The 12815-nt window shown below is 68.0% G+C and carries 11 protein-coding genes; 5 read left to right on the forward strand and 6 right to left on the reverse strand.

The annotated features are described in order from the left end of the window. Positions 1 to 2: 2 nt before the first annotated feature. Both AB0O71_RS05585 and sufU read left to right on the forward strand, forming a co-directional pair. The gene (locus AB0O71_RS05585; protein WP_363743031.1) at positions 3 to 1322 is read left to right on the forward strand and encodes a SufS family cysteine desulfurase; all 1320 of its coding nucleotides are present in this window, start codon (positions 3 to 5) and stop codon (positions 1320 to 1322) included. Continuing rightward, complete coding sequence (sufU, locus tag AB0O71_RS05590; protein ID WP_363743033.1) at positions 1319 to 1789, forward strand: Fe-S cluster assembly sulfur transfer protein SufU; 471 nt, start codon at positions 1319 to 1321, stop codon at positions 1787 to 1789. Before AB0O71_RS05585 ends, sufU begins: the two co-directional genes overlap by 4 nt. A gap of 24 nt (positions 1790 to 1813) precedes the next feature. Here sufU and AB0O71_RS05595 read toward each other — a convergent pair whose 3' ends face one another. Further along, positions 1814 to 2782: a LysR substrate-binding domain-containing protein gene (locus AB0O71_RS05595; RefSeq protein ID WP_363743035.1), complete on the reverse strand. Its 969-nt coding sequence runs from the start codon at positions 2780 to 2782 to the stop codon at positions 1814 to 1816. A gap of 77 nt (positions 2783 to 2859) precedes the next feature. Between AB0O71_RS05595 and AB0O71_RS05600 the strand changes: the two genes are divergently transcribed. After that, the gene (locus tag AB0O71_RS05600; protein WP_363743037.1) at positions 2860 to 4650 is read left to right on the forward strand and encodes an FAD-binding protein; all 1791 of its coding nucleotides are present in this window, start codon (positions 2860 to 2862) and stop codon (positions 4648 to 4650) included. Positions 4651 to 4800: 150 nt separating this feature from the next. Further along, on the forward strand, positions 4801 to 6078 hold the full coding sequence (locus AB0O71_RS05605) for a DUF4192 family protein (protein WP_363743039.1): 1278 nt from the start codon (positions 4801 to 4803) through the stop codon (positions 6076 to 6078). On the opposite strand, the gene AB0O71_RS05610 is transcribed toward AB0O71_RS05605, so the two are convergent. The 5 genes from AB0O71_RS05610 to AB0O71_RS05630 are packed head-to-tail and all read right to left on the reverse strand — an operon-like array spanning position 6008 to position 12199. Further along, positions 6008 to 7285, reverse strand: a complete 1278-nt coding sequence (locus AB0O71_RS05610; protein ID WP_363743041.1) for a cysteine desulfurase family protein — start codon at positions 7283 to 7285, stop codon at positions 6008 to 6010. The two genes, AB0O71_RS05605 and AB0O71_RS05610, sit on opposite strands and share 71 nt — an antisense overlap. A 9-nt stretch (positions 7286 to 7294) precedes the next feature. Next, a complete protein-coding gene (nadC, locus tag AB0O71_RS05615) occupies positions 7295 to 8143 on the reverse strand; it encodes a carboxylating nicotinate-nucleotide diphosphorylase (RefSeq protein WP_363743043.1) in 849 nt (282 codons plus the stop codon). Further along, positions 8137 to 9927, reverse strand: coding sequence for an FAD-binding protein (locus AB0O71_RS05620; protein WP_363743045.1), 1791 nt, complete (start codon positions 9925 to 9927; stop codon positions 8137 to 8139). The genes nadC and AB0O71_RS05620 overlap by 7 nt, the downstream gene beginning before the upstream one ends. Next, positions 9924 to 11270 carry a quinolinate synthase NadA gene (gene nadA / locus AB0O71_RS05625; RefSeq protein WP_363743048.1) on the reverse strand — a complete coding sequence of 449 codons (1347 nt, stop codon included), beginning with the start codon at positions 11268 to 11270 and terminating at the stop codon, positions 9924 to 9926. The genes AB0O71_RS05620 and nadA overlap by 4 nt, the downstream gene beginning before the upstream one ends. Then, complete coding sequence (locus tag AB0O71_RS05630; protein ID WP_363743050.1) at positions 11267 to 12199, reverse strand: hypothetical protein; 933 nt, start codon at positions 12197 to 12199, stop codon at positions 11267 to 11269. Before AB0O71_RS05630 ends, nadA begins: the two co-directional genes overlap by 4 nt. 320 nt (positions 12200 to 12519) lie before the next feature. Here AB0O71_RS05630 and AB0O71_RS05635 point away from each other — a divergent pair, with 320 nt between their 5' ends. Next, the gene (locus AB0O71_RS05635; RefSeq protein WP_090150682.1) at positions 12520 to 12723 is read left to right on the forward strand and encodes a cold-shock protein; all 204 of its coding nucleotides are present in this window, start codon (positions 12520 to 12522) and stop codon (positions 12721 to 12723) included. Positions 12724 to 12815: the final 92 nt, after the last annotated feature.

Raw genomic sequence — 12815 nt, forward strand, 5'->3', positions numbered from 1 at the left:
GAATGGAGAACATGCCAGACCTCGCGATGCACACCGCGCTCACCCCCGCAGACGTCGCACTGCTGCGCGCGGAGTTTCCGTACTTCGCAGCGCAGGATGCGCTCGAGTCAGCGCCCGCGTACCTCGACGCAGCCGCGACCTCGCAGCGCCCCACTCGCGTGCTGGACGCAGAACGACGATTCATCGAGTCGTCGAACGCTGCTGTGCATCGTGGCACGAGCGGTGCCGTCGGTTCGGCCACGGCAGCATTCGAGGGCGCGCGATCCGCTGTCGCGACGTTTGTCGGCGCAGAGACTCCCGAGCAGATCGTCTGGGCCGAGAACGCCACGGACGCACTCAATCTCGTTGCGCTCGGCATCGGTGAGGCGAATGCGGGGCTCGGCGTGCCGGGCAGCGAACGTTTCCGTCTCGAATCCGGCGACGAGATCCTCATCACCGAAGCCGAGCACCACGCCAATCTCATTCCCTGGCAGCGGCTCGCGACGCGCACCGGTGCGAGCCTCAGGTTCATTCCCGTGCGCGCCAACGGCACGTGGACGCTCGATGATGCGCGCGCGGCGGTGAATGAACGCACCCGAGTCTTCGCGTTCGCGCACGTCTCGAATGTCACGGGCTTCGTCGCACCGGTCGCCGAACTCGTCGAACTCGCGCGCGCGGTGGGCGCGGTGACCGTGCTCGACGCCTGCCAATCGGTGCCGCACATCCCCGTGGACTTCACCGCCCTCGGCGTCGATTTCGCGGCGTTCTCCGGTCACAAGATGCTGGGCCCGAACGGAATCGGCGTGCTCTACGGACGCGCTGAAATGCTCGACGCGCTGCCCCCGGCTCGCACCGGCGGGTCGGCCATCACGAAGGTCACGATGGAGTCGGCGCAGTTCATGCCCCCGCCATATCGCTTCGAGCCTGGCACGCAGCCGGTGTCGCAGGCCGTCGGCATGGGTGCCGCTGTCTCATTCCTGGAGACGATCGGCATGAGCCGAGCCGCCGCGCGGGAGCACGAACTCGTGGAGCGCCTGGTCGCCGGCATCGTCGAGACGCCCGGTCTGCATCTGCTCGGACCTGCGGACGCCTCGCAGCGCGTGGCACTGGCGGCGGTGTCGGTCGACGGCGTGCACGCACACGACGTCGGGCAGTATCTCGACGAACAGGGGGTTTTGGTGCGCGTCGGGCATCATTGCGCGCAGCCGCTGCACCGCGCACTCGGCATCACGTCGAGCACACGCGCGAGCGTGCACGTCACTACGACCGAAGACGAGGTCGATCGATTCGTCGACGCGCTCCGCGGCGCTCAGCGGTACTTCGGAGCGGAGGTTTCGGCATGAGTGCACTCGACGGGCTGTACCAAGAGGTGATCCTCGATCATTCGAAGCGCCCCATCGGTAAGGGCGAGCTCGAGGCCGCAGAGTCTGCGGTGACGGCCTCGCATCACGAGTTCAATCCGAGCTGCGGAGACGAGATCGACTTGTCGATCTCCGTCGATCCTGAAACGCGCCGTATCCAGCAGGTGGCGTGGGAGGGCCAGGGCTGCTCGATCTCGATGGCCTCGGCCTCGATCCTGTCGCAGCTCGTTCGCGATGACGAGCTCACCATCGATGAGGCCCGGGTGCGCATCGACGCATTCCGCGAGATGATCCAGGCCAGGGGCGAGGGCGAACCCGACGAGGAGCTGCTCGGCGATGCCGTGGCTCTGCAGGGCGTGTCGAAGTTCGTCATGCGCGTCAAGTGCGCGATGCTCGGCTGGGTGGCGCTGGAAGCCGACCTCAAGCAGGTCGAGGCGCAGCGCCCCTGACTCGGCCAGCTGCAGCGATCCGGGTCATTCGACGCGTGTCACGAGACTCGAGAGTTCGGCACCGGGCGCCGTGACGCGGTCGGCGGTCTCACGAATGACCGCTTGCAGCGCTGCACCGGCTCGCGTCGGCGCCATGTCGGCGCGCCGAGCGATGCTCACGGTGCGCGCCAGCGCCGGGTCGGCGAGGGGAGCCGTGCGCAACGTCGGGTGATCCGCCGCGACCATCGCGGGAACGACTGCGACGCCGATGCCCCGCCCCGCAAAGCTGAGCGCCGCGTCCATCTCGGCACCCTCGACGGCGACGAGCGGCGCGAGCCCGCGCGCGCGGAACGCGGCATCGACGGTGACCCGAAGATCATAGTTCTCTGGAAAGACCACTTGGGGCACCCGCGCGAGCTCCTCGAGTTCGATCGGGTCGGATCGCGTCTGGGAACCAGGAATCTCACGACCGAACGGGTCGGGTCGGGTCGGATCAGACACGACGACGAGGCGCTCGCTCAGGATCTGCTCGCGTTCGAGCACGGCGCGCGCCGCCCCCGACGACACGCTCGTCACGATCAGGGCGAAATCCAGCCCTCCCTCCATGAGCGCGGTGATGAGGCTGCGCGATCCGCGCTCCAGTATCTCGATCTCAATGCCCGGATAGCGCGCTCGAAACGCGGCCAGCACGTCGGCGACGAGACTCGTGCAGAGTGTGGGCGTCGCTCCGAGGCGTATCCGCCCGCGTCGAAGCTCGGCGAGATCCGACATCTCATGCCGTGCCGTGTCTGCGTCCGCAAGCATTCGCCGCGCAATCGGCAGGAGCCGCTCCCCCGCCGGCGTCAGGGCGACATTGCCGCGCACTCGATGCACGAGTTCGACACCGAGGTCTGCCTCCAGTGTCGAGAGCTGACGGCTCAACGACGGTTGCGCCAGGTGCAAGCGCTCTGCTGCGCGAGTGAAGTGACCGATCTGCGCGATCTCCACGAATCCGCGGAGTTGCTCGAGGTTCATTTCAATAGCATAAACGCATCTTGATGATCAGCTCTATTCATTGGAGTAATCGTTCGATGGCTCGTAGCGTGGGGTGCATGAACAGCTTCGCACCCACCATCGACGCACCGGGCACCGCCCGCTCCGAGCGCCTGCTCTCCACTTCCGTGCTCGTCATCGGCACCGGGGGCGCGGGACTGCGCGCTTCCATCGAGCTCGTAGAACGCGGCGTGCAGGTGCTCGCCGTCGGCAAGCGGCGCACCCACGACGCGCACACCACACTCGCCGCCGGCGGCATCAACGCGGCGCTCGGCACCATGGATACCGAAGACAGCTGGGAGCAGCACGCCGCCGATACACTGCGGGAATCGTACTTTCTCGCCGATCCCGCAATCGTCGAGACGGTGACCCGGAATGCGGCGCGCGGCATCGAGGATCTCGAGCGCTGGGGCATGCCCTTCGCGCGCGAGGCCGATGGCCGCATCAGCCAGCGCTTCTTCGGTGCGCACAAGTACCGCCGCACGGCCTATGCCGGCGACTACACCGGCCTGGAGATTCAGCGCACGCTCATGCGGCGCGCGGCTGAACTGCGCGTATCCATCGTCGACACCGTGTACATCACCCGCCTGCTCGTCGCTGACGGCCGCATCTTCGGCGCGTACGGCTTCGACATCGTCGACGGCTCTCCCGTGGTCATCCACGCCGACGCCGTGATCCTGGCAGCCGGCGGGCACACCCGCATCTGGCGCAACACCTCATCCCGTCGCGACGAGAACACGGGGGATTCCTTCCGCCTCGCCGCGCTCGCCGGAGGCAAGATCCGCGACGCCGAACTCGTGCAGTTCCACCCATCGGGCATCCTCGAACCGGCGGACGCGGCGGGAACGCTCGTCTCCGAAGCCGCTCGCGGTGAAGGCGGTATCTTGCGCAACGCACTCGGCGAGCGCTTCATGGAGCGCTACGACCCCGAGCGCATGGAGCTCTCCACGAGGGATCGCGTCGCCCTGGCGAGCTACACCGAGATCTCGGAGGGGCGCGGCACCACCAACGGCGGCGTCTTCCTCGACGTGTCGCACCTGCCGCGCGAGCAGATCCTCTCGAAGCTGCCCCGCGTCTATCGCACGCTCATCGACCTGCAGATGCTCGACATCACCGAAGAGCCGATCGAGATCGCGCCGACCGCTCACTACTCGATGGGCGGCGTGTGGGTCACGCCCGACTCGCACAGCACAGGCGTCGAAGGCCTGTATGCGATCGGCGAGGCCTCGAGCGGCCTGCACGGCGCGAACCGCCTCGGCGGCAATTCGCTCATCGAGCTGCTCGTGTATGGCCGCATCACCGGCGCCGACGCAGCCGAATACGTGACCGGCCTCACCGAAGTGCGCCGTGACCCGGCGGCCGTTGCCGAGGCCCGTGCCGAGATGCAGCACCTGCTGGAGGGTGAGGGGACGCCCGAGAAGAGCACGGAGAGCCCGCGTCGTCTCCAGCGCGCGCTGCGCGACATCATGACCGAGCACGTCGGCGTCGTACGCAGCGAGGCCGGCCTGACCACGGCGCTCGGCAAGCTCGAGGCTTTGCAGGAGCGGGTGGCGCGGGTGACGGCGCATCCCGACATCGCCGGCTTCGACGATCTCGCGCACGCCTTCGACCTCTACGGGTCGATGCTCGCTGCTCGGGCGACGATCGAGTGCGCGCGCGAACGGCGCGAAACCCGCGGTTGCCACAACCGCTCCGACTTCACCGAGCAGGATCCGTCGCTGCGGGGGAATTTCGTCTGGACGCCCACTGGCGGAGCGGTCTTCGAGCCGCTCTCCGAGGCTCCCGAGTCGTTCCGCGACCTCGCTCAGGCCGCTGCCGACGACTCGGTGCAGGGCAAGCTCGTCGAGTAGCGCACGGTCCGCTCTGCGCAGCACCCGTGAGGCCGTGCGCACGTGGCGGAAATCCGCTCACACCACCGCATCTCGAGGTCTGCCAGGCGAACGACTCGAAGTTCTGTGCATAAGCCGCGGCCGCACCCATCGCGGGCGCAGGATCGGGGTATGACCGAACACGAACTCGACTCTCGCCCCGTCGTCCGCTGCCGAGGCGCCGCAGACTTCCTCGCCGCCTTACCGCACCTCACCGGCTTCACCGCCACCGACAGCATGTTCGTCATCAGCTTCGTCGGTGCACGATCGGGGCCGGCGGTGCGCATCGATCTGCCTGAAAGCGAGGATCCCGGAGAAACGCTGTCGCTTCTCGATTTCGTGAGCAACTTGGCTCTCGACCTCGCGTCGCAGCAGGGTCGCGCTGTCGCGGTAGCCATCGTCATCACCAGCAGCGCGTCGTTCTCCGCCGACGACGGCCCCCCGTGGCACAGACTTGCCCGTCGCGTTGAGCGCAGGATGCGGCGCGACGGCATCGAGGTACGCGAACTCTGCATCGTCGCTGCAGACGGATGGGTGAGCCTGTTCGAGCCAGGCGCGCCCCGCACGGGTCGAGCCCTGAGCGAGATCACCGAAAGCCCGGTAGCTCGCGGCGCCTTACGACACGCCGAACCGCCGGTCGATCTCTCCAGACTCGGCGAGATTCCTGATGCGAGCCTCGCTCGCGCGGCGGCTGTCGCCCGTTCGCTCGAGCAGCATGCTCCCCTCCACTTCCCGGATTCGGAGCGCGTCCCCCCGCAATGCTCCGAGTTCGGGAACACCTCAGACGAGTATCTCGCATGGATCGCCGAGGCCGGAGCGATGGCCCGCGAGCTCCGCGGGTCTGCACCGATCACTGCCGATGCCTCGGCGCTGCTCATTCGGAACGCCGCTCACTCCGACCGCTGGTTGGTCATCGCGCTCGGCCTCCTCACCAGACCTGAGTTTCCCGCCGAGCTCGCCGCCGAGCTGCCCGTCGGCAAGTTCAGCCGCGTCCCCATCGATTTCCCCGCCGACCAGGCGTTCCCCGCCGGGCAATCGACCGCCAGTCCACCCCGTTCTCAGCTCGGGTGGTCCATGTATCGGATTCTCAACAGTGTCTGTCCCGAGTTCGCTGAGCAGGGAAGGCTCCGCGGCGTATGCGATCGTCTGATCGAGACCATTGCGGCGACCCCCGAACCGCTTCGCCCGGGCCTGCTCTGTCTCAGCGCCTGGGTCTGGTGGCTGTATGGCAACCAGACGGTGGCTCGACGCCACGTGCACGAAGCCCTGGCCATCGATGAGTCGCATGAACTCGCCCGCATGGTGCACCGTCTCACCTCGAAACCGCTCTATCACCGACTCACGTCGGGGTCGGCCCCGCGCCGCGACGCTGCGCCGCAGACGCGGTCTCGGCGCGCAGCACCGCGATGATCCGGTCGATCGCTGCGGCGGTCAGCGGGCGCGGGAGGGAGAAGCGTATCCCGGTCTGCGCGAGCGCGGCGGTGAGGCCCAATTCGAGGAGCACCGGTGACGGTTCGTCCGATCCCGCAGCGCACGCCGACCCCGACGACACCGCGAAGCCGGCCGCGTCGAGCGCGACGAGCATCGACTCGCCGCTCACGCCTGCCACCACGAAGGACGCGTGCCCCGGCAAGCGCTCGACGGGGTGCCCGGTGAGTTGCGCTCCCGGCACTTCGGCGAGCACCCGTGAAATGAGCGCATCACGCGAGTCGATCAAGGCCTCCCCCTGCACGCCCACCTCAGCATCCGCAGCGCGCACTGCGGCTGCGAACCCCGCAATCGCTGCGGTGTTCTCAGTACCCGATCGGCGCCCGCGTTCCTGCCCGCCGCCGTGGAGCAGAGGCTGCACTGCGATACCTGACCGCAGCAGCAGCGCACCCGTACCGTGGGGCCCGCCGAATTTGTGCCCGGCAATCGTCATCGCATCGATACCCGGTCCCGGCCAGCCGAGTGCCGCATCCCTGCTCGCCTCGGTCGCGAATCGCACCGGAAGACTGGCCGCGGCCTGCACTGCGTCGGTGTGCATGATCGCCCCACGTGGTCGCACGATCTCGGCGAGACTCGGCAGATCTTGCACCGTACCCACCTCGGCATTTGCGAGGCCCACCGATACGAGTGCTGTGTCGGGGCGCACAAGCGCACGGATCGAGGCCGGAATCACCTGCCCTCGAGCATCGACCTCCGCGAAGTCGAGCGCGAACCCGAAGACGCGCTCGAGATACCGACAGCTCTCGAGAATCGACGGGTGCTCGATCGGCGTGGTCACGAGGTGCCGCCCTCGAGGGTTGGCGAGTGCGAGGCCGATGATCGCGAGATTGTTGGCCTCGGTGCCTCCCGAGGTGAAGATCACCTCCGCCGGGCGTGCAGCGAACACCGCGGCGATCTCCGCGCGCGACGCGTCGACCAGGGAGCGGGCCCGATGCCCGGCCTGATGCACACTCGAAGCGTTGGCCGTGCCGCTGTCGAGCGCACCGATCATCGCGTCCCGTGCCTCGCGGCGCAGCGGGGCCGTGGCCGCGGCGTCGAGATAGCCGCTGTTCTGCTCGCGATCGTTCTGCTCGCGAACGTGCGGTTCGTGCTCGTTCTGCTCGCGAACGTGCGGTTCGTGCTCACTCATGCGCGGCGCTCACTCCGCATCCAGGCCGAGGTCCAACGAGCAGACGCCGTGCGTCAGCCGACCGACGGAGATCACGTCGACGCCGGTCTCCGCGATGGCTGCAACGGTCTCAAGCGCGACGCCGCCGCTCGCCTCGACGACCACTTCGCCCGCGATGCGCTGCACTGCACTGGTCATATCGGCGAGGCTGAAGTTGTCGAGCAGCACGCCGGTGACGTCGGCTGCGAGTACCGCATCGAGTTGATCAAGTCTGTCGATCTCAACGATGATCGACGTCGTGTGACCCGCGCGATCTCTCAGCTGCTGCAGTGCGCTGGTGGTCGAAGCCGAGTCCATCGCGCCGAGCGCGGCAAGGTGATTGTCCTTGATCATGATGGCGTCGGAGAGCCCGAACCGGTGGTTGGTGCCACCCCCGGCCCGCACGGCGTGCTTCTCGAGCGCGCGCAGCCCCGGCGTCGTCTTGCGGGTATCGGCAATGCGCGCCGAGGTGTGCGCAACCGCGGAGACGAACCGCGATGTCAGGGTCGCCACACCGCTGAGCCGTTGGGCGAAGTTCAGCGCGACGCGTTCACCGGTCAACACGCCGCGAGCCGGACCGACGACACGGGCGAGCACGTCTCCCGCCGCAAAGGCCGTGCCATCACCCACCACATCACTGAGTTCCACGCGCTCGTCGACCTGGCGGAAGGCCTCGCGCACCAGCGCACCGCCTGCGAAGACACCGGGCTCTCTGGCCACGATACGCGTAGCAGTATTGAGATCGGCCGGGATTGCGAGTTCGACCGTGAGGTCGCCCCACGGGGCGTCTTCGGCGAGCGCGGCCCGAACCGCGGCCTCGACGATCGGACGGGTCAACATGCTGAGGCACTCCTCTGTTCGGTCTCTCGGTCGAAAATCGGGAGCGGGTACTCCCGCGGCACGAATGCCACAGTGGCTGGCCCATCGACTGGCCCGGCGACCGGCTGCAGTGAGCTCCCACCCTCGGCGAATGACACTCGGTACCCGAGTCGCCGTGCGAAGGACGGGTCGGATGCAGGGAAGTCGGACCGCACATGCGCGCCGCGCGATTCGGTGCGGGTCGTCGCCGCGATGCAGATCACTGTCGCAAGATGCGCAGCCTGACTCGTACTCCGGCCGAATACCGATGCGGCGTTCGCGAGGCCGTCCGCGGTTCGCTCGATGCCGAGGTGCGCGCCGATGCTCATCGCGACTTCCCGATCGCCGGCCGGTGGCCTCGCGTCTCGGCCGACCCTGTTGTCGCCGCCGGGGCCGACGCCGACTTCGAAATCGCAACGAACCGACTCGCGAACCAGTCGCGCCATTGCCGTGCGGGCTCCGATCCACTCGTTGCTGCGTGCCCGGTGGCCCGCCGCAGCGGCACCAGCGCGCGCCCCGAACACCAGCCCTTCGAGCAACGAGTTCGAAGCGAGTCGGTTCGCCCCGTGCACCCCCGTCGAGGCGGCCTCGCCCGCGACGAACAATGCGGGCACGCTGCTCCGTCCCGACGTATCGGTGGCGACACCGCCCATTGTGTAGTGCGCGGCCGGTGCAACCGGCACGGGATCGCGCGTCCAATCCAGTCCCCGCGCTGCGAGCGACCGCGAAATCGCGGGAAACCTGCGCCGCAGGGCCCCCCTCCCTTCGACGCGCTCGATCGGCGTCGCGTCGAGCCACACTGCAGCAGCATCCCCCCGCTGCATCGCGCGGTGCGCCTCGAGCGACACGATGTCGCGCGGAGCCAGCTCTGCGCCGGGGTGCCGACCGACCATGAACCGTTCGCCGCCGACGTCGCGCAGCACAGCGCCCGCTCCCCGCACGGCCTCGGAGATCAGCAGCCCCTGCCCCGTCGGTCGAAGAAGTTCGGCAGCGCTGACTCCCCCGGCTTCGACCAGCACGGTGGGATGGAACTGGACGAACTCCAGGTCGGCGACGACCGCTCCGGCGCGAGCCGCGAGCACGATTCCCGCTCCGCGCGCATCGGGGTGATTCGAGCTCATCGGGTAGAGCGACGCGTACCCGCCGGTCGCAAGCACGACGGCATCGGCGCGCAAGTCGAAGCACCGGCCCCGCTCATCCCGCATCAGCGCACCCGCCGCAGCTCCGGAATCCGTGAGCAGACGCTCGACGACCAGTCGCTCACGCACCTCGAGTGTTCCGCCATGAGCACGGGCAGGGTCACCCGAGGCAGCCGCCCGCACACGATCCACCAGGTGGGCGTGGAGCACGGCACCGGTGCGGTCGCCTCCCGCGTGCACGATACGGTCTCGGCTGTGGGCCGCCTCGAGCCCGAGAGCCACGCCCCCGGAGGCGTCGCGATCGGCCGCGAATCCGGCAGCGAGCAGATCCCGCACCAGGCGCGCCCCGTCGCCGACGAGTATCTCTGCCGCGACGCGGTCGCTCAGACCGGCGCCGGCTAGCAGGGTGTCGGCCAGATGATCCGATGCGCGATCCGTCGCTCCGATCGCCGCCGCGATGCCGCCCTGAGCCAGGGCCGTGTTCCCCAGCGCCCGGGGATCGGTGTCGAGCGCCCCGGCACCGCCGCCGAGATCACCGGCCGTCACGAGCACCACGTCGGCTCCCGCTTGCACGGCCGAGAGTGCTGCGGAGAGGCCGGCGACGCCCGACCCGATGACGAGAATCACGGTTTCGAGGCGAGCATGCGTTCGAGCGCAACGCGCGAGTCGTCGGCCACGCCCGCGGGCACGCTGATCCGGTTCGGAGTCTCGCCGGCGAGCAACGACTCGAGGGTCCATGCCAGGTAGGCGGGATGAATGCGGTACATGGTCGAGCAGGGGCATACGACCGGATCGAGGCAGAAGATCGTCAGATCGGGGTGCTGCTGCTGCAGCCGGTTGACGAGATTGATCTCGGTTCCCACCGCGATGACGCTTCCGGGTGCCGCTCCCTCGATCTCGCGGCGAATGTACTCCGTCGACCCCGCGCCGTCGGCGGCCTCGACCACTGCGGCCGGGCATTCGGGGTGCACGATGACCCGCACGCCCGGGTACTCAGCGCGAGCCCGTTCGATCTGAGCAACGGTGAAGCGCTTGTGCACGGAGCAGAACCCGTTCCAGAGGATCACGCGAGCCTCGCGGAGCTGCTGCTCGGTGTTGCCGCCCAACGGCAGGTGGGGCCGCCAGAGGGGCATGGCAGGCTCGTCGATGCCCATGGCCTTCGCCGTGTTGCGGCCGAGATGCTGATCCGGGAAGAACACGACCCGCTGACCCCGTTCGAATGCCCACTCGAGCACGGAGCGCGCGTTCGACGACGTGCAGACAATGCCGCCGTTGCGACCGCAAAACGCCTTGATGGCCGCGGAGGAGTTCATGTACGTCACGGGGATGACCGTCTGACGCCCATCGCCCGCCGTCTCGCCGAGCGTGGCGATGAGCTCCCGCCAACAGTCTTCGACCTGATCGATCGTCGCCATGTCTGCCATCGAGCAGCCCGCTGCGAGGTTGGGCAGGATCACCGCCTGCTCGCGACCCGACAGGATGTCTGCGGTCTCGGCCATGAAGTGCACCCCGCAGAAGACGAACGCTTCCGCTTCGGGGCTCGCCTTCGCGGCCTGGGCGAGCATGAACGAGTCGCCTACGAAATCGGCGTATTGCACGATCTCGTCGCGCTGATAGAAGTGCCCGAGGATCTGCACGCGCGATCCGAGCGCCTCACGGGCTGCGACGATCCACGCCGCCAGCTGCTCGTCGCTCGCCGACGTGTACCGCTCGGGAAGCGGGCCCTGACGCGGGGCGTCGTCGGGGGCGCGGTCGACGGTCGAGGCCCCCGGGCCGTACCCGGGCTCGCAGTCGATCTGCCAGGGATCCTGAGAGAGCCCCGAGTCGCAGCTCGAGACTCCCGTCGCGCGAAGCGCGATGGGCCGGCGATGGGAGCGAGCAGGAGCGGGCCGGCTCTGCGACGCCGCTGCCGTTCGCGCTTCGCGTTCGCGCAGTGCGGCAGTGCTGATGAGTTCGTGCACGCTGGTCATGCTGACCTCCGGGGTTGCGGGCGAGCATCGGGAAACTCCGGTGCTGCCTCGTTCGAGAATCGATAGAGTCTGGCGGGGCGATGCGGTGTACCCGTTTCGCGCTCGCCCGTGTCGATGAGCGTGCCCTGGGCGAGGATCTGTCGTCTGAAGTTCGCCGGATCGACCGCATACCCCAGCACCGCCTCGTGCACCGCGCGCAACTGTCCGATCGTGAAAACGGAGCCGAGAAACCGGTGCGCGACTGCCGCGTACTCCGTCTTGCTGCGCAGGCGGGCGAGGGCGTAGTCAGTAATCGCCGCGTGATCGAAGGCGAGTTCCGGGAGTCGATCCGCCGAGCACCACGCGACGTTGGCGACGTTGGCATCGTTCGAATCGGGAACCGGCGGCCCAACCGTGTCGTCGCTCGCGATGGCTCTCGCCACGGCGACGTCGGGATCATCCCATCTGCGCACTGCCCCGGGCCCAGTGAGCGGGGGCGCAGGCGGATCGCCGTGGTGGTCATCAGTGCGCACGTCTGCAAGCGGCTCGGCGGCCAGGTCGTCATCGCCGAGCATCGCCCAGTACGCGATGGTGACGAGGCGCTGCGCATCCGCCGATCGCTCGATGCTGCCGAAGGCGTACAACTGTTCGAGGTAGCCCGGGGTGCGCAGCGCCGCGGCGCGAATGGATCTCAAGGCGGTGTCGTTGAGGGTCTCGTTCCAGCGCGTCGGGCCACCCGGCAGAGCCCATCGACCGCGAAACGGCTCACGCGTGCGGCGCACCAGCGGGATCCAGAGTGTGACGGGCGCATCTGCCATCTGATCGATCGGCGACTCGCCGATCAGCGTGAACGCGCCCGAGGGCGGCCGAAGCGCGAAAGCGACCGTCGACACCGCTACGGCGGGCGGCAGGTACGGCCGTTCGCTCGCACTGGCAGCTGCAAACTCCACGTCGACGCCCTTCTCCCCTATACCCTGGGCCAGACCACCTTAAAGTCAATCTGACCTTAAGTAGGATACGCGCCGCGATGCGGGTGTCAAGGCAGAGGTAAACATCCTTCGCCGAAAGTAACGATTACGTGACCGGGCCTCGCGCCTTGTCGCACTGTGGGATAAGCTCAACGGGTAAGACCAGTAATGCCGAACGTAGGGATTCTCCAGCACGTTTTATTTGCCGCTGAAATGCAGCACGCTACCAGTCTCCACGTCGGCGCCGTCGCCGTGGCACCCCGGCCGCTCTTGCGGCCAGCAACACAAGAAGGAAATACAGTATGGCCACCGGCACCGTGAAATGGTTCAACTCGGAAAAGGGCTTCGGCTTCATTACCCCCGACGACGGAGCATCCGACGTCTTCGCGCACTTCAGCGCAATCTCGGGTAACGGCCGTCGCGACCTGTTCGAAGAGCAGCGCGTCGAGTTCGACGTCGAGCAGGGCCCCAAGGGCCTGCAGGCAAGCAACATCCGCGCACTCTAAGTCGCGCGACTGAACGAGGTGCAGGGCTACGCCCTGCACCTCGTTTTTTGTATGTTCTGCACACCGGCCTCGACTTGCCGCGAGAGCGTCGC

Origin of the sequence: Leucobacter sp. NPDC077196, from assembly GCF_040687075.1 — a bacterium.
Lineage (GTDB): Bacteria > Actinomycetota > Actinomycetes > Actinomycetales > Microbacteriaceae > Leucobacter.

Excerpts from the sequence above, each read along its gene's own strand:
- AB0O71_RS05585 (WP_363743031.1), top strand. The coding sequence starts at position 3 with ATGGAGAACATGCCAGACCTCGCGATGCACACCGCGCTCACCCCCGCA.
- sufU (WP_363743033.1), top strand. The coding sequence starts at position 1,319 with ATGAGTGCACTCGACGGGCTGTACCAAGAGGTGATCCTCGATCATTCG.
- AB0O71_RS05595 (WP_363743035.1), bottom strand. The coding sequence starts at position 2,782 with ATGAACCTCGAGCAACTCCGCGGATTCGTGGAGATCGCGCAGATCGGT.
- AB0O71_RS05600 (WP_363743037.1), top strand. The coding sequence starts at position 2,860 with ATGAACAGCTTCGCACCCACCATCGACGCACCGGGCACCGCCCGCTCC.
- AB0O71_RS05605 (WP_363743039.1), top strand. The coding sequence starts at position 4,801 with ATGACCGAACACGAACTCGACTCTCGCCCCGTCGTCCGCTGCCGAGGC.
- AB0O71_RS05610 (WP_363743041.1), bottom strand. The coding sequence starts at position 7,285 with ATGAGTGAGCACGAACCGCACGTTCGCGAGCAGAACGAGCACGAACCG.
- nadC (WP_363743043.1), bottom strand. The coding sequence starts at position 8,143 with ATGTTGACCCGTCCGATCGTCGAGGCCGCGGTTCGGGCCGCGCTCGCC.
- nadA (WP_363743048.1), bottom strand. The coding sequence starts at position 11,270 with ATGACCAGCGTGCACGAACTCATCAGCACTGCCGCACTGCGCGAACGC.
- AB0O71_RS05635 (WP_090150682.1), top strand. The coding sequence starts at position 12,520 with ATGGCCACCGGCACCGTGAAATGGTTCAACTCGGAAAAGGGCTTCGGC.